The 19304-nt window shown below is 71.8% G+C and carries 18 protein-coding genes and 2 pseudogenes; 11 read left to right on the forward strand and 9 right to left on the reverse strand.

Annotated elements, in window-relative coordinates; all coding sequences use genetic code 11:
- Positions 1-344 (forward strand): annotated as a pseudogene (locus EBL84_RS09820) (ABC transporter ATP-binding protein); the annotation flags it as partial.
- Positions 345-369: 25 nt separating this feature from the next.
- Entirely contained in the window at positions 370-2241 is a 1872-nt protein-coding gene (locus EBL84_RS09825) for a bifunctional UDP-sugar hydrolase/5'-nucleotidase (RefSeq protein WP_123140649.1), read from the forward strand.
- A gap of 6 nt (positions 2242-2247) precedes the next feature.
- Here EBL84_RS09825 and EBL84_RS09830 read toward each other — a convergent pair whose 3' ends face one another.
- The gene (locus EBL84_RS09830) at positions 2248-2646 is read right to left on the reverse strand and encodes a cobalamin biosynthesis protein (RefSeq protein ID WP_123140650.1); all 399 of its coding nucleotides are present in this window, start codon (positions 2644-2646) and stop codon (positions 2248-2250) included.
- Here EBL84_RS09830 and EBL84_RS09835 point away from each other — a divergent pair.
- Complete coding sequence (locus EBL84_RS09835) at positions 2645-4003, forward strand: cobyrinate a,c-diamide synthase (RefSeq protein ID WP_123140651.1); 1359 nt, start codon at positions 2645-2647, stop codon at positions 4001-4003. The genes EBL84_RS09830 and EBL84_RS09835 overlap by 2 nt on opposite strands.
- On the opposite strand, the gene EBL84_RS09840 is transcribed toward EBL84_RS09835, so the two are convergent.
- The gene (locus EBL84_RS09840) at positions 3886-5373 is read right to left on the reverse strand and encodes a GGDEF domain-containing protein (RefSeq protein WP_123140652.1); all 1488 of its coding nucleotides are present in this window, start codon (positions 5371-5373) and stop codon (positions 3886-3888) included. The genes EBL84_RS09835 and EBL84_RS09840 overlap by 118 nt on opposite strands.
- Positions 5374-5427: 54 nt before the next feature.
- Positions 5428-6675 (reverse strand): precorrin-6y C5,15-methyltransferase (decarboxylating) subunit CbiE, encoded by a 1248-nt coding sequence (gene cbiE, locus EBL84_RS09845; RefSeq protein ID WP_123140653.1) that lies wholly within the window; start codon positions 6673-6675, stop codon positions 5428-5430.
- A 194-nt stretch (positions 6676-6869) separates the two neighbouring features.
- Between cbiE and EBL84_RS09850 the strand changes: the two genes are divergently transcribed.
- The 4 genes and pseudogenes from EBL84_RS09850 to cobJ all read left to right on the forward strand — a co-directional run bounded on the left by EBL84_RS09850 (position 6870) and on the right by cobJ (position 9405).
- Positions 6870-7496, forward strand: a complete 627-nt coding sequence (locus tag EBL84_RS09850) for a precorrin-8X methylmutase (protein ID WP_123140654.1) — start codon at positions 6870-6872, stop codon at positions 7494-7496.
- 5 nt (positions 7497-7501) lie between these two features.
- Entirely contained in the window at positions 7502-8233 is a 732-nt protein-coding gene (locus EBL84_RS09855; protein WP_123140655.1) for a precorrin-2 C(20)-methyltransferase, read from the forward strand.
- Positions 8233-8550: pseudogene (locus EBL84_RS17575) on the forward strand (precorrin-3B C(17)-methyltransferase); the annotation flags it as partial. The gene EBL84_RS09855 and the pseudogene EBL84_RS17575, both read left to right, overlap by 1 nt.
- Before the next feature lie 129 nt (positions 8551-8679).
- Positions 8680-9405: a precorrin-3B C(17)-methyltransferase gene (cobJ, locus tag EBL84_RS17580; RefSeq protein ID WP_369957870.1), complete on the forward strand. Its 726-nt coding sequence runs from the start codon at positions 8680-8682 to the stop codon at positions 9403-9405.
- A gap of 68 nt (positions 9406-9473) precedes the next feature.
- Here cobJ and EBL84_RS09865 read toward each other — a convergent pair whose 3' ends face one another.
- The 4 genes from EBL84_RS09865 to tcuA form a co-directional block, all read right to left on the reverse strand.
- Positions 9474-10238, reverse strand: a complete 765-nt coding sequence (locus tag EBL84_RS09865; protein WP_123140656.1) for a cobalt-precorrin-6A reductase — start codon at positions 10236-10238, stop codon at positions 9474-9476.
- Complete coding sequence (gene bluB, locus EBL84_RS09870) at positions 10235-10906, reverse strand: 5,6-dimethylbenzimidazole synthase (RefSeq protein WP_123140657.1); 672 nt, start codon at positions 10904-10906, stop codon at positions 10235-10237. The genes EBL84_RS09865 and bluB overlap by 4 nt, the downstream gene beginning before the upstream one ends.
- Before the next feature lie 509 nt (positions 10907-11415).
- Positions 11416-12537: a tricarballylate utilization 4Fe-4S protein TcuB gene (tcuB, locus tag EBL84_RS09875; RefSeq protein WP_123140658.1), complete on the reverse strand. Its 1122-nt coding sequence runs from the start codon at positions 12535-12537 to the stop codon at positions 11416-11418.
- Complete coding sequence (gene tcuA / locus EBL84_RS09880) at positions 12524-13909, reverse strand: FAD-dependent tricarballylate dehydrogenase TcuA (RefSeq protein ID WP_123140659.1); 1386 nt, start codon at positions 13907-13909, stop codon at positions 12524-12526. The genes tcuB and tcuA overlap by 14 nt, the downstream gene beginning before the upstream one ends.
- 185 nt (positions 13910-14094) lie before the next feature.
- Here tcuA and cobM point away from each other — a divergent pair, with 185 nt between their 5' ends.
- From cobM to cbiB, 3 genes are all read left to right on the forward strand, one after another.
- The gene (gene cobM / locus EBL84_RS09885) at positions 14095-14874 is read left to right on the forward strand and encodes a precorrin-4 C(11)-methyltransferase (protein ID WP_123140660.1); all 780 of its coding nucleotides are present in this window, start codon (positions 14095-14097) and stop codon (positions 14872-14874) included.
- Between the two features lie 370 nt (positions 14875-15244).
- The gene (locus tag EBL84_RS09890; RefSeq protein ID WP_123140661.1) at positions 15245-16396 is read left to right on the forward strand and encodes an adenosylcobinamide amidohydrolase; all 1152 of its coding nucleotides are present in this window, start codon (positions 15245-15247) and stop codon (positions 16394-16396) included.
- On the forward strand, positions 16387-17331 hold the full coding sequence (gene cbiB, locus EBL84_RS09895) for an adenosylcobinamide-phosphate synthase CbiB (protein ID WP_123140662.1): 945 nt from the start codon (positions 16387-16389) through the stop codon (positions 17329-17331). The genes EBL84_RS09890 and cbiB overlap by 10 nt, the downstream gene beginning before the upstream one ends.
- Before the next feature lie 282 nt (positions 17332-17613).
- Here cbiB and EBL84_RS09900 read toward each other — a convergent pair whose 3' ends face one another.
- Positions 17614-17940 carry a multidrug efflux SMR transporter gene (locus tag EBL84_RS09900; protein ID WP_123140663.1) on the reverse strand — a complete coding sequence of 109 codons (327 nt, stop codon included), beginning with the start codon at positions 17938-17940 and terminating at the stop codon, positions 17614-17616.
- 266 nt (positions 17941-18206) lie between these two features.
- Positions 18207-18569 carry a dihydroneopterin aldolase gene (gene folB / locus EBL84_RS09905; RefSeq protein WP_062275180.1) on the reverse strand — a complete coding sequence of 121 codons (363 nt, stop codon included), beginning with the start codon at positions 18567-18569 and terminating at the stop codon, positions 18207-18209.
- Positions 18570-18668: 99 nt separating this feature from the next.
- On the opposite strand from folB, the gene plsY reads away from it, so the two are divergent.
- On the forward strand, positions 18669-19262 hold the full coding sequence (plsY, locus tag EBL84_RS09910) for a glycerol-3-phosphate 1-O-acyltransferase PlsY (protein ID WP_123140737.1): 594 nt from the start codon (positions 18669-18671) through the stop codon (positions 19260-19262).
- Positions 19263-19304: the final 42 nt, after the last annotated feature.

Genomic DNA, 19304 nt, shown 5'->3' on the forward strand with positions numbered 1-19304 from the left:
ATCTCAGGCTGGCGCGCGCGCTCGCCGTCGAGGCCCCGCTGCTGCTCGCCGACGAGCCGATCGCCGCCGCCGACCCGCGTCATCAGCTCCGCATCATGGAGCTGTTGCGCGCACACTGCGCGCGCGGCGCCGGGGTGGTGCTGGTGCTCCACGACCTCACCCTGGCCAGCCGCTTCTGCGATCGCCTGCTGCTGCTCCACCAGGGGCGGGCGCTGGCGCAGGGGCGGCCCGGAGAGGTGCTCGACGCGGCCAATCTGCGCGCGGCCTATGGCATCGAGGTGCTGGGCGGTAGCCACCAGGGCGAGCCCTATCTGATCCCCTGGCGTTGTCTCGACGATCACTGAGCCGCCGACGCGGCGGGAGCTGGACATGCGTATTCATCTGCTGGTGCTGGTCCTGTGCCTGTGGGGCGGGGCGGCGGTCGCGGACGACCGGCTCCGCATCCTCCACATCAACGACCACCACTCCCATCTCGACCCCGAGCCGGGCGCGCTGGATCTCGCCGGACTCGACGACGTCGAGGTCGAGATCGGCGGGCTCGCCCGGGTCGCGGCGCTGATCGCCCGCGCCCGCGCCGCCGACCCCGAGGTGCTGGTGCTGCACGCCGGTGATGCCATCACCGGCACGCCCTATCACAGCCTGTTCGGTGGCGAGGCCGATGCCGCGGCGATGCGTGCGATCTGTTTCGACGCCTTCGCCCTCGGCAACCACGAGTTCGACGGCGGCGATGCCGGACTCGCCCGCTTCCTGCGCGCGCTCAATCCGTCGGCTGGCGCGGGCTGCCGCACCCCGGTGCTGGCGGCCAACGTGGTGCCTGCGCCCGGCACCCCGCTGGCGCCGCGCGGCGAGGCGCCGCTGATCGACTCGCACGTGGTGCTCGATCGCGGTGGCGCGCGGATCGGCATCGTCGGGCTCGACATCGCCGGCAAGACCCGGCGCTCGTCGAGCCCGCTGCCGAGCACCCGTTTCCTCGACGAGCGCGAGACGGCGCAGCGCGAGATCGACGCGCTCACCGCCCAGGGGATCGAGCGCATCGTGCTGCTGACCCACTACCAGTACGCCAACGATCTGGCGCTGGCGCGTGCGCTGCGCGGGGTCGACGTGATCGTCGGCGGTGACTCGCACAGCCTGCTTGGCGACGGCCTCGCGCCCCTCGGGCTGAACCCGGTCGGTCCCTATCCGAGCCGGGTGCATGATCTCGACGGCAATCCGGTGTGCGTGGTCCAGGCCTGGCAGTACGCCGCTCTGGTCGGCGAGCTGGAGGTGGTGTTCGATGCCGCCGGACGGGTGCGCGCGTGCACCGGAACCCCGCGTCTGCTGCTCGGCGACACCTTCAGCCGCGACGGCGCGCCGCTCGACCCCGAGGTCGAGGCGCGGGTGCGGGCGCAGGTCGCGCGCACCCCGGAGCTTGTGCCGATCGCGCCCGACCCCGCGGTGGCTGCGGTGATCGCCCGCTATGCCGATCAGGTGAAGGCGCTCGGCAGCCAGGTGGTCGGCGAGGTGAGCGAGGATCTCTGCTTCGAGCGCATCCCCGGCGAGGGCCAGAGCGCGCGCTGCGACCGACGCGCCACCCAGCTCCACGGCGGCGACATCCAGCAGCTGGTCGCCCAGGCCTATCTGGCGCGTGGTGCGCACGCCGACGTCGCGCTGCTCAATGCCGGGGCGGTGCGTATCGATCTGCCCGCCGGGCCGCTCACCCTGGCCGATGTCTATCGGTTGTTGCCCTTCGGCAACACCCTGGTCGAGCTGGAGTTGAGCGGGCGCGAGCTGCGCGCGCTGCTCGAAGGGGCGCTGGCGAGTTTCCTCGACGGTCCCGGGTCGAATGGCGCCTATCCCTATGCCGCCAACCTGCGCTGGACCCTGGATCTCTCGCGCCCGGCCGGCGAGCGGCTCTCGGCGCTGAGCTTCCGGCGGCGCGGCGAGACCCACTGGCGCCCCCTGGGCGAGGACGACCGACTGAGCCTGATCACCAACAGCTTCCTCGCCGCCGGTCGCGACGGCTACGAGGGTCTTGCCGCCATCGTCGGGCACGACATCGGCACCACCGACGCCCAGGTCTTCATCGAGTATCTGCAGCGTGATCTCGGCGGCGCGGCCCCGGGCGCGGCGCTGCTCGCCGTGCCGCCCCGGGTGAGGCCGCTGCCCTGCGCCGAGTACAGCACCCAGCGGTTGATCGGGCGCGACGGCGACGCGCGTCGTGCGGACCCCGAGGTGCCTGCGGTGTGCGCGAGCGCGGGCTGAGTCGGCTCAGTCGGCGCAGCCGGCGATCGCCAGGGTGAAGGCCTTGCCGGCGGGGTCGCGGTGGATCTGGCGGGGGAGCAGCAGCCGACCGTCGCCAGCGGCGAGCAGCGCCGCGGCCTCGGCGACGCTCGGCGTGGCGACCGCCGTGGCGACCCGCGCCGAACCGCCCGGCACCTCGACGGCGGCCAGTCGCGCGGCCGCGAAGCCCTGCAGCGGCCAGCCGCGCGCGGTGGCGAGTGCGCGCAGCGCGGGCTCGGCGCACTTGTGATCGAGGCTGGCGATGGCGCGCACCTCGATCGCGCCGAGTGGCCCGAGCGCGGCGTCGATGGCAGACTCCAGGCTGGCGCGCGCCACGCCGCGCTGGAAACCCACCCCGATCGTGATCGCCCGTCCGGATTCAGCCATGTCGAACGCCCCCGTCCATCACTGTCCCGCACTCTTCCTCAGCGCCTGCTCCTCGGGGCAGGGCAAGACCACGCTGGTCGCCGCGCTGGCGCGTCATCATCGTCGTCAGGGCCGGCGGGTGCGGGTGTTCAAGATCGGGCCGGACTTCCTCGACCCGATGATCCACGCCCGCGCCAGCGGCGCCGAGGTCGAGCCGCTCGATCTGTGGATGGTCGGCGAGACGGCCTGCAAGGCCAAGCTCCATGCCGCCGCCGGCGCTTCCGACCTGATCCTGGTGGAGGGCGCGATGGGGCTGTTCGACGGCACCCCCTCGGGCGCCGATCTGGCCGAGTGCTTCGGGCTGCCGGTGGCGGCGCTGATCGATGCCCGCGGCATGGGCCAGACCTTCGGCGCGCTGGCGCTGGGGCTGGCGAGCTACCGCCCCGGGCTGCGCTTTGCCGGGGTCGCGGCCAACCAGGTCGCCAGTGCCCGTCACGCCGAGATGATCGCCGCCGGGATGCCCGCAACCGTGCCCTTCCTCGGCGCGCTGCCGCGTCTGGCCGAGGCGGCGCTGCCGAGCCGTCACCTGGGACTGGTGCAGGCCGCCGAGATCGCGGATCTCGAACGTCGTCTCGACGCCGCCGCCGAGCGGATCGCCGACAGCGCCCTGGCGCGCCTGCCCGAACCGGTCGCCTTCCACGCCCCGGCGGCGATCGAGCCGCCGCCCCGGCTGCTCGCCGGGCGCCGGATCGCGGTGGCGCGCGATGCGGCCTTCTCCTTTCTCTATGCCGACAACCTGCGCCTGCTGGAGACGCTGGGCGCCGAGGTCGTCTTCTTCTCGCCGCTGGTCGATGCCGGGGTGGAGGCCGATGCCGTCTACCTGCCCGGTGGCTACCCGGAGCTGCACCTCGACCGGCTCGCTGCCAATCAGGCCATGCACCGGGCGCTGCGCGCCCATGTCGAGGCCGGGAGGCCGCTCTACGCCGAGTGCGGCGGCATGCTCTATCTGCTCGAGCGGCTGGTCGACAAGGCCGGTGACGGCGCTCGGCTCGCCGCGCTGTTGCCGGGCGAGGGGCGGATGCAGCAGCGTCTTGCCGGGCTGGGGATGCAGGCGCTCGGCGGGCTGCGCGGTCACAGCTTCCATCACTCGACGATGCAGGGCGCGCCTGCGCCGGTGGCCTTCGGCACGCGTCAGCGCGACGGCGCCGAGGGCGAGCCCTTCTATCGTCACGGTTCGATCCGCGCGAGCTATCTGCATCTCTATTTCCCCTCCTCGCCACGCGAGGCCGCCGCGCTCTTCCTCCCCGATGCGGGCGACGCGGCGGGCGCGATGGCGCCGTCGCTGACCCGGTCGCGGCCCTCGCGCTTGCTGCGATAGAGCGCGCGATCGACGGCCTCGATCAGGTCGTGCTTGTCGACCGCTCGGGGCTGTCCCTCGGTGCTGATGACGCCGAGGCTGATGGTGAGTCGCAACCGCTCGCCGGGCACCTGGAACTCGTCCCTGGCGATGTCCCGGCGCAACCGTTCGGCGAGCGCCATCGCCTGCGCACGTCCGGTCTCGGGAAGGATGACGAGGAACTCCTCGCCGCCATAGCGCGCGAGCTGGTCGGTCTCGCGGATCGCCTCGCGGCAGCGCCGGGTGAGGATGCGCAGCACCTGGTCGCCGGCCTGGTGGCCATGACGGTCGTTGACCTGCTTGAAGTGGTCGATGTCGAGCAGGATCAGCGATAGCGGGCGTTCATAGCGCGCGGTGCGCGCCAGCTCGGCGTCGAGCAGCTCCTGCATGTAGGCGTGGTTGTGGGCGCCGGTGAGTCCGTCGCAGCGCGAGCGGGCGAGCAGCGCCTTCTGTTCGAGCAGGGCGGCGATGATCGGGCGCAGGGTGATGACGGTGAGCAGGTAGATCGCCGTGGTCGAGGCGAGTATCGCGACCAGGAGCGGCAGGATCTGGCGTTCGATCGGACGCGCGTGCTCGGCATCATCGACGATCAGCAGGATGCGCCAGTCGGGGTAGCGTTCGAGCCTCTGCTGCCTGATGGTGAAACCGTCGGTCGGGGTAGCGGCGTCGAGATGCTGCATCAGTGCGGCGCTCATCCGTGGTGTGATCTTCTGTGTCGAGCAGTAGCTGCTGCGTACCTCGCCGAAGATCAGGGCCAGCCCCACGCCGGGTCGGGTCTGGCGATCGACGGCCTCGTGCAGCCGTTGATCGTGCATCACCAGTAGATCGGTGCCGATGCGTCGGCCCGTCGCGTCGTGCAGTGGTGAGCAGTAGTACAGCCGGTGTCGCGCCTCGTCCGCCGCGAGCAGTTCGATACGGTCGTCCGGGGCGGTCGAACACTTCTGGTCATAGAGCGCCGGCACCGCGACGCCCGCGCTGTAGAGACGGCTGCCGTCGGGGGCGTAGCGGGCCACCGAGACCAAGTCCTCATGGGCGCCGATGGCGTCGGCGAGCTTGGGCCGGCTGAAGGCGACCAGCGCCTCGCGATCGATCTCGTCGCGCAGATAGGCCGCCTGGCGCGCGCGGATGGCGCTGCGGCTGGCGACCTGGCGGGCGATGTTGCGCTGGTCGTCGAAGATACTGTGGATCAGTGCGCTGCTTTCGGTGAGCTGGAAGGTGATGCGCTCGTCGTGGATGTACTCCAGGTGCTTGATCAGCGGGCGCATGCCCAGCAGATAGAAGCTCGCGACCAGAAGGGTCACGGCGAGCCCGACGATGACATAGATGTTATGGATGTTCTGGCGGTGTTGCATCCCGGGCTTCGGCTGTTGCTGATGCCGCTCCGGCGCATGTCGGCCGGACCTGGTTTATTGCTCGGGCTTGATCGCGCTCAACAGGGTCACCGGCATCGCCGTGCGCCAGCCGTCGAAGGCGCCGAGCGGGCTGGCGTGGGCCACCGAGATCCGTGTCAGCTCGCCGCCGATGCGCCCGCGCAGCTCGACCAGGAAGGCCTCGCTCTGCAGGGTGACGGCATTGGCCACCAGCCGTCCGCCGGGTTTGAGCGCCGCCCAGCAGCGCTCGGCGACCCCGGCGCGGGTCAGGCCGCCGCCGATGAAGATCGCATCCGGCGCCGCCAACCCGTCGAGCGCCTCGGGCGCGCGTCCGGCCACCAGCATCAGGTCAGGCACCCCGAGCGCCTCGCGGTTGGCGGCGATCAGCGCCTGACGTTCGGCGTTTGCCTCGATGGCGATGGCGCGCGCCCTCGGCTCGGCGCGCAGCCACTCGATGCCGATCGAGCCGCTGCCGGCGCCGACGTCCCACAGCAGCTCGCCGGGCAGCGGTGCGAGCCGCGCCAGGGTCGCCGCGCGCACGTCGCGCTTGGTGAGCTGGCCGTCGTTGGCGAAGGCCGCGTCGGGCAGCGCGCCGCGGCGTGAATACGACTGCCTGCCGGCGTCGGCACGGCACTCCAGCGCGATCAGGTTGAGCCGGGCGCACTGCTCGATCGACCAGTCGGTAGCGCGTCCCTGCAGGCGACGCTCGACCGGACCACCGAGGTGCTCGAACACCGTCAGCCGACTCTCGCCGTAGCCGCGCGCCGTCAGCTCGGCGGCGAGCGCGGTCGGGGTCTCGCCGTCGGCCGAGAGCACCAGCAGCCGCGCCCCCGGGGCGAGGTGCAGGTTGACCCGGGCGAGCGGACGACCGTGTGCGGGCACCACGGTGATCTCGTGCAGCGCCCAGCCGAGCCGGGCGGCGGCGAGCGAGACCGAGGAGGGCGCCGGCAGCACCCGCAGCGCGGCGGCGCCGAAGCGTGCCGCGAGGCTCGAACCCGCACCGTAGAACATGGGGTCGCCGCTGGCGAGCACGCAGACCGCTCGTCCGCGCAGCGCCTCGAGCTGGGGGTAGGCGTCGCTGAAGGGGCTGGGCCAGGGGCGCAGTTCCTGCTCCGATCGCGACTCGATCAGGCCGAGATGACGCGCGCCGCCGAAGATCACCTCGGCCCCGGCGATCGCCGCGCGCGCCGCCTCGCCGAGCCCGGCGAGTCCGTCCTCGCCGATGCCGACGACGGTCAGCCAGGTCGAGTTGAGAGGGGCGCTGGCTGGGGTCGGGTCGGTCATCGCAGGCTCGGTCGGTCGGGGTGGATTGCAGGGTGGCGCCGGAGTGGCCGCCCGCTGGCGCAGGCATTATAATCAATCTTTTGCTGAACATGCCTCCCTCTTCCCCCAGGCAGACCACCCTCGGCCATGGCTTGTTCGTCGGGATCCACCGCGACCCCGACCCCTCCCGTCTTGCCGCTCGATAGAGATTTGCGATGATCGAATACAACCGCGACGCCCACGACATCTACCGCCAGTCCTTCGCCATCATCCGTGCCGAGGCGAACCTGGCACGCATCCCCGCCGACCTCGAGAAGGTCGCGGTGCGCGTGGTCCATGCGTGTGGCATGCCCGACGTGGTCGAGGACCTGCTGTTCTCCGAGGGCGCCGGGGCCGCCGGGCGCGCCGCGCTCCAGGCCGGTGCGCCCATCCTCTGCGACAGCCGCATGGTCTCCGAGGGCATCACCCGGGCGCGGATGCCCGCCGACAACCCGATCATCTGCACCCTGCAGGATCCGCGCGTGCCGGAGCTGGCACGCGAGCTGGGCAACACCCGCACCGCCGCCGCGCTGGAGCTGTGGCGCCCGCACCTGGAGGGGGCCGTGGTGGTGGTCGGCAACGCCCCGACGGCGCTGTTCCGTCTGTTCGAGATGCTCGATGCGGGCGCGCCGCGCCCGGCGCTGATCCTCGGCTTCCCGGTCGGCTTCATCGGCGCGGCCGAGTCCAAGGAGGCGCTCGCCGCCGACAGTCGCGGCGTGCCCTATATCGCCCTGCGCGGGCGGCGTGGCGGTAGCGCCATGGCGGTGGCGGCGGTCAACGCGCTCGGCAGCGAGCACGAGTGAGCGACATGGGCAAGGGCCGTCTACTCGGCCTGGGCATCGGCCCGGGCGACCCCGAACTGCTCACCCTCAAGGCGCTGCGCCTGTTGCGCGCCGCGCCCGTGGTGGCCTACTACATCGGCAAGGGCAAGCGCGGCAACGCGCTCGCCACCATCGAGCCGCATCTCTGCGAGACCCAGGAGCGCCTCGCGCTGGTCTATCCGGTGACCGGCAAGCGCCCGCCGCCGCCCTACGACTACGAGGGGGTGATGCGCGCTTTCTACGACGAGTCGGCCGCGCGCATCGCCGATCATCTCGACGCCGGGCGTGATGTCGCCGTCGCCTGCGAGGGCGATCCCTTCTTCTACGGTGCCTTCATGTATCTGCACGACCGCCTCGCCGAGCGCTATCCGGTCGAGGTGGTGCCGGGCATCTGCTCGGTGATGGCCAGCGCCTCGGTGCTGCGCACCCCGTTGGTCTATCGCGACCAGTCGCTGCAGGTGATCGCCGCCACCCTCCCGGAGGCGGAGCTGGAGGCGCGGCTCGCCGGGGTCGAGGCCGCGGCGATCATGAAGCTCGGCAGCAACTTCGCCAAGCTGCGCCGGGTGCTCGAACGCCTCGGCATCGCCGAGCGCGCGCGCTATGTCGAGCGCGCCACCATGGACGGCGAGCGTGTGCGGCCCTTCGCCGAGGTCGAGCCCGAGCAGGTGCCGTACTTCTCGATGGTGCTGATTCCCGGCGAACGCTGGCAGGGGGCATGATGGAACGGATCGAACAGGGACCGCTGCTGCTGGCCACCAGCGCGCGTGGACGGGTGACGGCCGGACGTATCGCCGCCGCCTGCGACGAGATCAACCCGCACCCGTGCGCGTTCTCGACCGAGGCCGAGCAGGGCTGCGACGAGGCGCTGCGCGCGAGCTATCGCGCCGGGTTGCCCTGCGTGGTGCTCGGCGAGGTCGGTGCCGTGGCGGTGACCCTGGCGCCGCTGCTCGATGCCCGTGGCGATCACGCCGGTGCGGTGGTGGTGGTCGCCGAGGACGGCTCGGCGGTGGTGCCGCTGCTCGGCGCGGCGCGTGGCGCCGACGCCCTGGCCGAGCGCATCGCCGAGGTGCTCGGGGTGCGCGCGGCGATCACCGCCGTCGAGCCGTCGCGCCCGCGTCCGGGCCGCCTCGCGGTGGTCGGGCTGGGACCGGGCGCGCACGCGCTGATGGCCCCGGCGGCGCGGCTCGAACTCGACCGGGCGCAGGACATCATCGGCTACAACACCTATGTCGAGATGGCCGGTCCCTTCCGCCCCGATCAGGTCATCCACGGCTCGGACAACCGCTGCGAGATGGATCGCGCCCGCGCCGCCTTCGCGCTGGCCGCCGAGGGGCGGCACGTGGTGGTGGTCTCCTCCGGCGATCCCGGCGTCTTCGCCATGGCCACGGCGGTGCTCGAGGCGCTCGACGAGCACGCCGAGCCGGCCTGGCACGCGGTGGAGCTGGCAGTGGTGCCGGGGATCTCGGCGGCGCAGGCCGCCGCCGCGCGCATCGGTGCGCCGCTCGGTCACGACTTCTGCATCCTCTCGCTCTCCGACAACCTCAAGCCGTGGTCGCAGATCGTCCACCGGCTGGAGCTGGCCGCCCGCGCCGATCTGGTGATCGCCTGCTACAACCCGATCTCGCGGGCGCGGCCCTGGCAGCTCGGCGAGGCGCTGACGGTGCTGCGCGGGGTGCGTGACGCCGACACCCCGGTGGTGCTCGGTCGCGACGTCGGTCGTCCCGCCGAGCGGGTGCGGGTGACCACCCTGGGCGCGCTCGACCCGCAAGAGGTCGATATGCGCACCGTGGTGATCGTCGGCTCCTCCCAGACCCGTCACTTCAGTGCCCCCGAGGGGCGTGACTGGGTCTATACCCCGCGCTGGTATCCGCAGCCTGCCGAGCAGGACTGAACCTGCCAACGGCAGACGTCGCCGCTGCGGGCGGCGTCTGCCTCCAAGCGATCGCTTTCAGTGACCGCTCAGCGCTCGGGCGGGTGGTCGAGCTTGCGTTCGAGCCAGGCGAGCGCCTCGTCGACCCGCGCCACCGTGGGGCGTTGCGGGCGCGGCGGGCGGCGGCGCATCACCACCTCGATGCCGCGTTCGCGCGCCGCCGTGAGCTTGGCGGCGGTAGCGGTGCCGCCGCTGTTCTTGCAGACGATGGTGTCGATCCGGTGGGTGTCGAGCAGGTCGCGCTCCTCCTCCAGGCCGAAGGGGCCGCGCGCGAGCAGCAGCTCGGCGTCGGCGAAGGGCGGCATGGGGTCGGGCGCGCTGACCGCGCGGATCAGGAAGTGGATGTCGTCGAGTCCGGCGAAGGGCGCAAGCTCCTGACGACCGAGCGCGAGCAGCACGCGTCGTGCGCCGCGCGCGCGCAACCGGGCGCGCGCGCCCTCCCAATCGTCGGTCTCGAACCACTGGTCGTCGGGCTGCGGCTGCCACGCCGGGCGCTCGATGCGCAGCAGCGGCACCGCGGCGGCGGCACAACCGGCATGGGCGTTCCAGCCCATCGCCGCGGCGAAGGGGTGGGTGGCGTCGATCACCGCATCGGCCTGGACCGTCAGCAGGAAGTCGGCCAGCCCCTCGGCGCCGCCGAAGCCGCCGACCCGGGTCTCGCCGGCGGGCAGCCTGGGGTTGTCGGTGCGTCCGGCCAGCGAGTTGATCAGCCGGATCCCGGTGCGTCCCGCCAGCGCCTCGGCCAGCGCATAGCCCTCGGTGGTGCCACCGAGGATGATCACCGTTGCCCTCATCGTGCCTGTCCGCCCTGCCAGCGCTCCTCGTGGATCAGGCCGTCGAGCGCGGCGCGCTCCAGCCAGCCGGCGCTCTCCAGCTCCGGGCGTTCGTGGAAGAAGCGCACATAGCCGACGCAGAGATAGGCGATCACGTCGATGTCCTCGGGGATGGCGAGGATCTCGCGCAGCCGCTGGTGGTGGATGATGCTCACCCAGCCGACGCCGATGCCCTCGGCGCGCGCGGCGAGCCACAGGTTCTGGATGGCGCAGACGCTGCTGTAGAGATCCATCTCGGGGTTGGCGGTGCGCCCGATCACCACCGGGCCGTGACGGCTGCGGTCGCAGGTGACGCAGATCCCCAGCGGGGCCTCGAGGATGCCCTCGAGCTTGAGGCCGCGATAGGTCTCGCGCGATGCGGGATCGAACTGCTCGGCGGCCTCGGCGTGGGCCTGGGCGAAGGCGGCCTTGATCTCGGCGCGGGTGTCGCGGTCGCGCACCACCACGAAGTCCCAGGGCTGCATGAAACCGACGCTCGGCGCGTGATGGGCGGCGGCGAGCAGACGGCGCAACACCGGCTCCGGGACCGGGTCGGGGAGGAACTCGCGGCGCACGTCGCGCCGCGAGAAGATCGCCTTGTAGACCGCCTCGCGTTCGCTGTCGGTGAATGCCCATTGGTTGTGCGCCAAGGCTCTGTCCTCCTTATCGTGCTGTCGTGGTGGGAGGCCGGATGACGGTTCGATGACCGCACGGCGCGCGGATTATACCCGGGGCGGGGCGCGGGTGCGGCGATGACGCGCGCGATCCCCGCGCGCAAGGGGCATGGGTCAGTTCGGCGGCCGCCAGTCGCCAGCAGCCAGCCGCCAGCCGCCAGCCGCCAGCCGCCAGCCGCCAGCCGCCAGCAGGCGCGCTGATCAGACGGCGGTGCGGACCCGCGCCGGTCGCGACCTACGCCAACCTTACCCCCTCACTCACTTTGCGCGCTTCGCGACTTTGCGGTTCGAGCCAGCCTCCAGCGATCAGCATCCAGCCTCCAGTCGGGGAGACTGGTGTGCATGATCGGCGGTTGACGGGAAAGACAGTATCTTAGCGGTTCAAGCATCCCCGGCCGTGCGCCGAACCTTGCCAGTCATGCGCGCCGGCGCTCCCCGCTGGGGGCTGTCAGCTGGCGGCTGGCGGCTGGAAGCTGCTCCGCGGTTCAAGCATCGCCGGCCGCGCGCCGGACCCGCCGACGCCTCGCTGCGGCTTCGCGCAGCAGGGCGAGGGCGCGGTAGCCGCCGTGGACGAGCTTGCTGTAGGGGATGAGCAGGAAGAAGGCGATCACGGTGGCGAGGTGGAGCGCGAGCAGTATGCCCATCGCGGCGGTGGCACGCCAGCCGAGCAGCGCCAGACCGCTGAGTGCGACGGCGGCGAGCAGTGCGAGCAGCGCGGCGTCGGCGCCACGGCTCGCGCTGGTGCTCGGTGTCGGATCGGCGCGCAGGGTGAGCCAGGCCAGACCGAGGGTGGCGACCGTCATCGCCAGTCCGCCGAGGGTGCCGAGTACCACCGGCAGGCTCCACCAGGGGTAGGGCGCCTGCAGCCCGAGCAGATGGTGGTAGACGGTGGCGATCGTGGTCGCGGCGAGACAGCCGAGCAGCCCGAGCAGCAGGGTGTGGTGCAGCCGACGGCGCCAGTGCGAGGGGCGGTCGTCGAGGTCGTTGCAACCGGGACCGCCGCCGCGCAGGTTGCGCAGGGTGACGAGGTCGGCGAGCGCGCCGCGCCAGTCGCGCCAGCCCGGTAGCGGCTCGCCGGCGCTCGTGCCCTCGCGCCACACCCGGCGCAGCGACACGGCGACGGCCAGCAGCGACCAACCGAGCGGCAGCGCCGCGAGCAGGCTCATCCAGCCCCAGGGGATCACGGCATAGAAGGCACCGGGGCCCTGGTGCGCGGCGAACAGTACCGCATGCGGCACCAGCGTGAGCACCGCGCCGAGTACCAGCACGATGGTCGCCAGCGCCACCAGCAGCGCGCTCGCCGGGCCATCGACCAGCAGCCGCGCCAGCGGGCGCGGCCAGGCGTGGCGCACATAGGCGTGGTGGCGCAGCGCGGTCAGCGCCCGGGGGACGTTGACCGCGAAGGGGTGCGGCGGCGCGTACTGGCAGGCATAGAGACAGTTGCGACAGTGGTGACAGAGGTGGGCGAGGTGTTCGAGGTCGGTGTCGGTCAGCGCCGGGCGCAGCCGCGCCGACTCGAAGACGTCGCAGAAGCCGTTGCAGTAGCCGCAGGCGTTGCAGATGGCGAGCACGCGCCGCGTCTCGGCGCGGGGGTCAGTTGAGGACATGGTTCGCCGCCTCCTCGCCGGCGATGCGCCCGAACACCATGCCGATGGCGAGCGCGAGTCCGGAGACATAGCCGCGCGGGATCAGGTTGGGTTGCATCGCGACCCCGGCGGCGAACAGGTTGGTGGCGACCCCGCCGCGCGTCAGCCGCACCCGGGTGTCGGGGGCGACGGCGAGGCCCTGGTAGCCGAAGGTGATGCCCGGGCGCATCGGGTAGGCGGCGAAGGGCGGGGTGTCGAGCACCCGCGCATGGCCGCTCTTGGGCGGCTCCAGCCCCTCGGTGTGGCCGTCCTCCGCGGTCTCGCCCGGGCGCACGGCGGCGTTGTAGGCGGCGAGGGTGGCAACGAGCGCCGCCGGGTCGAGCCCGAGGCGCACGGCCAATGCCTCCGGGGTCGGGGCCGTGATCGGTGGGTAGAGCGAGGGTGGGGCGCTCTGCCACGCCGGGGTGTCGAGCACCAGATAGGCGACCTGGTCGGGGCAGTCGATCAGCCGTTGGCCCCAGCGGGCGTAGCGGGTCGAGGCGGTGTCGCCGCCCTCGTCGAGAAAGCGTCGGCAGGCGCTGTCGACGACGATCCCGGCGGGCATGCAGCGCACCCGGGTGACGATGCCGCCGTCATCGACCGGCGAGCGCCCGTCGATCGCGACCAAGTGGGCGCGTCCCGGGTCGCCGATCGGCTCGGCGCCCTGTTCGAGCAGGCGCAGCAGCGCTCGGCCCTCGGAGTAGGGGGTGCCGCGATTGAGGATGCCGACGGCGCGCGCCCCCCAGTGCCGGGCGAGCCAGTCGCGGTTGGCGTGGGGGCCGCCGCTGCAGAGGATCAGCGCACCGGGGGCGAGGTGCAGGGTCGCGCCGTGCGGGTCGCGCACGCCGACCCGCCCGACCCGCTCGCCGTCCAGGCCCGGGTCCTCGAGCGCGTACTGGTAGTGGATGGTGACGCCGAGCCGTTCGGCCTCGGCATAGAGCGCGTTGAGCATCGCGGTGCCGCCGCCGAGCAGGAAGGCGGTCTTGCGCGAGGGCGGCAGCACCCCGCCGGCACGCGGCTGCAGCGCCACCCCGCAGCCGCCGAGCCACGCGGGCAGGTCGGCCGAGCGCTCGACCAGCAGCCGGGCGAGCTGCGGGTCGGCCCCGCCTTCGGTCACCCCTTGCAGGTCGGCGAGGAAGGTCGCGGCCGGATAGGGACCGCTCGACAGCGCGTTGGCGGTGTCGTGGGCATAGCGGAAGTTGCGCGCATGACGGGTGTTGCCGCCGCGTCGGGCGCGGGGCGCCCGTTCGAGCAGGGCCACCCGGGCGCCGGCGCGGCGTGCGCTGATCGCCGCGCACAGCGCCGCGGTGCCGCCACCGGCGACGAGGACGTCCGGGGTCGGGTCGGGGGTCATCGCTGCAGGGGACGGGTGGTGGGGCAGGGCCGCCCTAGCGGGCCGGGCGCGGGTGGTTTGACAAGGGGTGACATGGGTTACAAGAATACTCGGCTTTGGCCTTGACCATACGAGAGGACCGCGCCCCATGCAACCGACCCCATCCCTGATCCGCGCACGCGTCGCATCGCGCAGGAGCCGAGCCCATGGGTAAGGTGTGGTTCGTCGGCGCCGGACCGGGCGCGCCCGACCTGATCACGGTGCGCGGTACCCGGCTGCTGGCCGAGGCCGATGCCATCCTCTACACCGGCTCGCTGGTGGCCGAGACCGCGCTGCAGTGGGCCTCGCCGGAGTGCGAGATCGCCGACTCCAAGTCGATGGACCTGGCGCAGGTCACCGAGTGGCTGCTCGATCGCGCCGCGCGGTGCCAGACGGTGGTGCGTCTGCAGACCGGCGACCCGACCCTCTACGGCGTGGTCGCCGAGCTGGCGCGCCCGCTCGACGCCGCCGGGGTCGAGGTCGGCATCGTCCCCGGGGTGTCCTCGGCGATGGCCTCGGCGGCGGCCGCCGGCGAGTGCCTGACCCTGCCCGAGGTCACCCAGACGGTGATCTTCACCCGCGTCTCCGAGCGTACCAAGATGCCCGAGCGCGAGCACTTCGCCGGGCTCGCCGCGCACGGCTGCACCCTCTGCATCTTCCTCTCGATCGAGCGCATCGAGTCGATCGCCCAGACCCTGGAGGAAGCCGGTTGGTCCGCCGATGCGCCGGTGGTGGTGGTGCACAAGGCGACCTGGCCGGGCGAGGAGCTGGTGCTGCGCGGCACCATCGCCGACATCGCCGCGCGCTGTCGCGAGGCCAAGGTCGAGCGTCAGGCGCTGATCCTGGTCAGCCCCGCGCTCGGCGCTCGCCAGCACGCCCCGCGTGCCACCTCCAAGCTCTACGACGCCAGCTTCCCGCGCCGCTTCCGCCCGGCGCGCGAGGATTGACTGTGAACCGCAAAGGCGCAAAGGACGCGAAGCAGAGAAGGGCGTGATGGGCTTCCAGGGGGCAGTCGACAGTGTGGCGGTTCATCCTTCCGATGACTGTCTCGCGATGCACGCGTCCACTGGCGGCTGAGGGCTGATTGCTTACCCGGTGGTAACCAAGGTCATTTCGCGCGTCACTTGATTGCAGGGGGCGCGGTCGGACCATCCTCGGCCATCGCCGCTGTTCATCGGCCTTTTTCGCCAAGCATGCCGCGCCTTATCCGGCCCGTCCGGCTCATCTTTGCGCCCTTCGCGGCTTTGCGGTTCAATCCCGCTGGCCGCCGAAGACCTTTCCTTGCCCCCACGATTCAGCCACTCTCAGGTCCCGCCCATGTTGCTCGAAGAGACCGATCGTTATCAGCTCCATCGTCGGGGCCGCTATCTGTACGCCGCGCTGGCGCGGCCGCACCGGGTGCTCAGTACCTGCCGGATCAACGGCGGGCTGCGCGAGGACCTGAGCCATGTGGCCAACCACCAGGGCTGCGAGGGCGTGGCGCACGATCCGCGCGGGGCCACCGCGGTCGACGAGGGGCCGGGTGGCTATCATGTGCGCGCCTGCGAGGATGCCGGGTTGCCGCCGTCGCGCACCGCGCTGATGGCCACCGCCGCCAACATGCAGTGCGCGGTGCTCGGGCGCGCCGCCGAGGGCGATCTGGCGGTGACCGTGGCCGCCACCGCCGGGGTGCTCGGTAACGCCACCCGTGCCGGGGATCGCGCCGGTTGGGTGGAGTGCGAGGAGGGCTGTCGGGCACGCGGTGCCGCGTCCGAGACCGCGCCACCCGAGCGTGGCGCCGGTACCATCATCACCCTGGTGTTCATCAATCAGCCCTGTACGCCCGCCTGTCTGGTGCGCGCCGCGACCCTGGTGACCGAGGGCAAGAGCGCGGCGGTGCTCGATCTACGTGTGCCCAGCCTGCAATCGAGCGCGCTGGCCACCGGCACCGGCACCGATCAGCTCGCCATCGCCGCGCCGCTGGCGCGCGAGGGCGAATGGGAGCGGCAGTGGGCCGGTGGGCACAACCTGCTCGGCGAGCTGCTCGGGCACGCCACCCATCAGGCGGTGACCCGCTCGCTGCTGTTGCAAAACGGGCTCTGTCCCGAGCTGCGGCGCAACCTCTGCGGCGCGCTCGGACGTCACGGTTGCGACGAGCAGGCGCTGTGCCGCGCCGCCGAGCGCTGGTTGGCGGCGGATCTCGCCGAGGTCTTCGCCCGTAACCTGCAGGCGCTGGTGCACGACCCGCTGAGCGCGGCGGCGGCCTTCGCCCTGGCCGAGGTGCTGGACCTGGCCCGCGACGGGGTGTTGCACGCCGAGGTCGCCCGCGAGGCGGTGCTCAACCAGGCCGCGCAGCTCGGCGCGGCGGTGGCGGTGTGTCCGGATGCCTTCGTGGCGCTGCGCGAGCGTCTGCTCGCCGAACCGGGGCTTGCGCCCGCCGAGCTGGCGGCACTGGCGGTGGTCGAGGGGTTTGCGCGCAAATGGAACTGACCTCTTCCGTCGCGCTGGTCCTCGGCGCCTGTCTGCTCGATGCCCTGCTCGGTGATCCGGTCTATCGTCTCCACCCGGTCCGGCTGATCGGCGCCTGGATCCAGACCTGCGAGCGCGTGCTCTTCGCGCGTGGGCTCGATGGCTATCTCGGGGGCGTGCTGCACTGGCTGCTGGTGGTCGGCGGCGCGCTCGGGGTGTGGTGGGTCGGCCATCTCGGGTTCGCTGCGCTGCACCCGGCGCTCGCCTTCGGCTGGGACCTGTTCATCGCCTACAGCCTGCTCTGTACCCGCGACCTGCTGGGGCAGGGGCTGCGGGTGCTGCGCGCGCTCGATGATCTGCCGGCGGCGCGACGGCACATGGTGATGCTGGTCGGGCGTGACACCGACCGGCTCGATCGTGCCGGGATCGTCCGCGCCACCATCGAGAGCCTGTCGGAGAATCTCACCGACGGCGTGCTCACGCCGCTGTGGGCCTTGTGTCTGTTCGGGGTGCCGGGGCTGGTGGTGGTCAAGGCGATCTCCACGCTCGATTCGATGATCGGTTACAAGAACGATCGCTATCGTCGCTTCGGCTGGGCCGGGGCGCGCTCGGATGATGTGGTGCACTGGCTGCCGGCGCGCCTCTCGGTGCCGCTGATCGCGCTCGCCGCCGCGCTGTTGCGCGGCCATCCCCGGCTGGTGTGGCCGGCGCTGCGCTATCGCACGCTGCTGCCGAGCCCGAACTCGGGCTGGAGCGAGGCGGCTTGCGCCGGGGCGCTGCGGGTGCGGTTGCTCGGTCCGGTGTGGTACGGCGGCGTGCTGATGGGCGAGGCCTACATCGGCGATCCCGACTGGCCCGCCGACCTCGACGGTGCCGACCTGCGCCGCGCGCTGCGGCTGATCCTGGTCGCCGCGCTGCTGGCGCTGGGGTTCGGGGTGATGGTGGTCGCGAGCTGAAGACGAATCAGCCGCCAGCCGCCAGCCGCCAGCGGATTGAACCGCAAAGCCGCAAGGAACGCGAAGGGGAAAGTGACCAGCTATCAGTCGCCAGCCTCCAGTCGGCGTCCTCACTCAGCGACCGTCGCAAACGGCAAGCCGCGTAGGATGGGCAAAGTGCAACGTGCCCATCTTCACAAGCTATCCGCCTCTTCGCCGGGCACGCTGCGCGTTGCCCGGCCTACCGCACTGGAGGCTGATAGCTGGAGGCTGGCGGCTGAAAGCCGGCGGCTCGCCTCCCCCTTACTCCGGCGAGACCAGCTTGAGTCCGACGATGCCGATGACGATCAGGCCGACGAAAAAGAAGCGGGCGAGGGTGGCCGGTTCGGCGAACAGCCAGATGCCGATGGCGAAGGCGCCGACGGCGCCGATGCCGGTCCAGATTGCGTAGGCGGTGCCGATCGGGATGTCGCGCTGGGCGAGCAGCAGCAGTGCGCCACTGGCGACCATGCAGGCGGCCGCGAACAGGATCCAACCCCAGCGCATGCCCTGATCGGTCATCCCGAGCTTGAGTCCGACCGGCCACCCCCATTCGAACATGCCGGCGATGACGAGATAGATCCAGGCCATTTTGGTGTCGCGTCTCCGTGATGCGTGGGTGGTGAAATCAGGCGAGTTGGCTCTGTGCGAGCCGTGAAGTAGGAGCCGCCAGCCGCCAGTGGCCGTCTGCCCTCACGCGGCTCGGCTTTCTTCGCGTCCTTTGGGTCTTTGCGGTTCAATCTCCTGGCGGCTGGCGGCTGGCGGCTGGCGGCTGGCGGCTGGCGGCTGGCGGCTGGCGGCTGAAAGGCTGATCGCTGGAGGCGCTTCTCTCCAGCACGTTCTTGGGTCTCAGCGGCTCAGCCGTTCTGACGCGAGCCGCGCTCGATCTCGATGCCGACGTCGATGCCCACGCCGATGGCGCCGGGTTTGTTGATGCGCAGTCGTACCCAGGGGATGCCGAACTCCTCGCGCAGCACGGCGGCGCAGCGCTCGGCCAGGGTCTCGATCAGCTCGGCGCGGTTGTCGGTGACCTCGCGGCGGATGCGGCGGGCGACGGCGTCGTAGTCGAGGGCGTCGTCGATGTGGTCGGTGGCGGCGGCGCGGGCGGCGTCGGTGGCCAGCTCCAGGTCGAGGATCAGCGGGCGTGGCTGCGCCTTCTCCCAGTCGTGGATGCCGATGACGGTGTCGACGCGCAGGCCGCGGATGAAGACGGTGTCCATGACAGGCTCCGGTGGCGGCGAAAAGCGAGAGAGGATACGCTCCCGCGCCGGTACGCGCGAGGCTTGACCTGTGGCGGCATCCCGGGTCCAATGCGCGCCATGATCATATCCATCCTGCTCATCATCGTCGCTTATCTGCTGGGCTCGCTCTCCAGCGCCATCATCGTCTGCCGTCTGATGGGGCTGCCCGATCCGCGTACCCAGGGCTCGAACAACCCCGGCGCGACCAATGTGTTGCGCTTCGGCGGCAAGAAGGCCGCCGCCATCACCCTGCTCGGCGACAGCCTCAAGGGGCTGGTGCCGATGCTCGCCGGGCACCTGCTCGGACTCGACCCGCTGGCGCTCGCCGGGGTCGGTCTGGCCGCCTTCATCGGCCATCTCTACCCGGTGTTCTTCGGCTTCAAGGGGGGCAAGGGGGTCGCCACCGCGCTCGGCGTGCAGTTCGGCCTCTACTGGCCGATCGGGCTCTGTGTCGCCGCGGTGTGGCTGTTCGTCGCCAAGGTGCTGAAGATCTCCTCGCTCTCGGGGCTGATCTCGATGGCGCTGGCGCCGCTGTTCGTATGGCTGTTCTGGGACGAGAAGCCGCTGATCGGTATGCAGCTGATCATCACCGGGCTGCTGATCTGGCGTCACCGCAGCAACATCCGCAACCTGCTCGAAGGCACCGAGGGACGGATCAGCGCGGGCGACTGAGTCGTTCGCCGCCGCCCAGCTGTCGCGCTCACCACGAACGCG

Source organism: Marichromatium sp. AB31 (genome assembly GCF_003718685.1).
GTDB lineage: Bacteria > Pseudomonadota > Gammaproteobacteria > Chromatiales > Chromatiaceae > Marichromatium > Marichromatium gracile.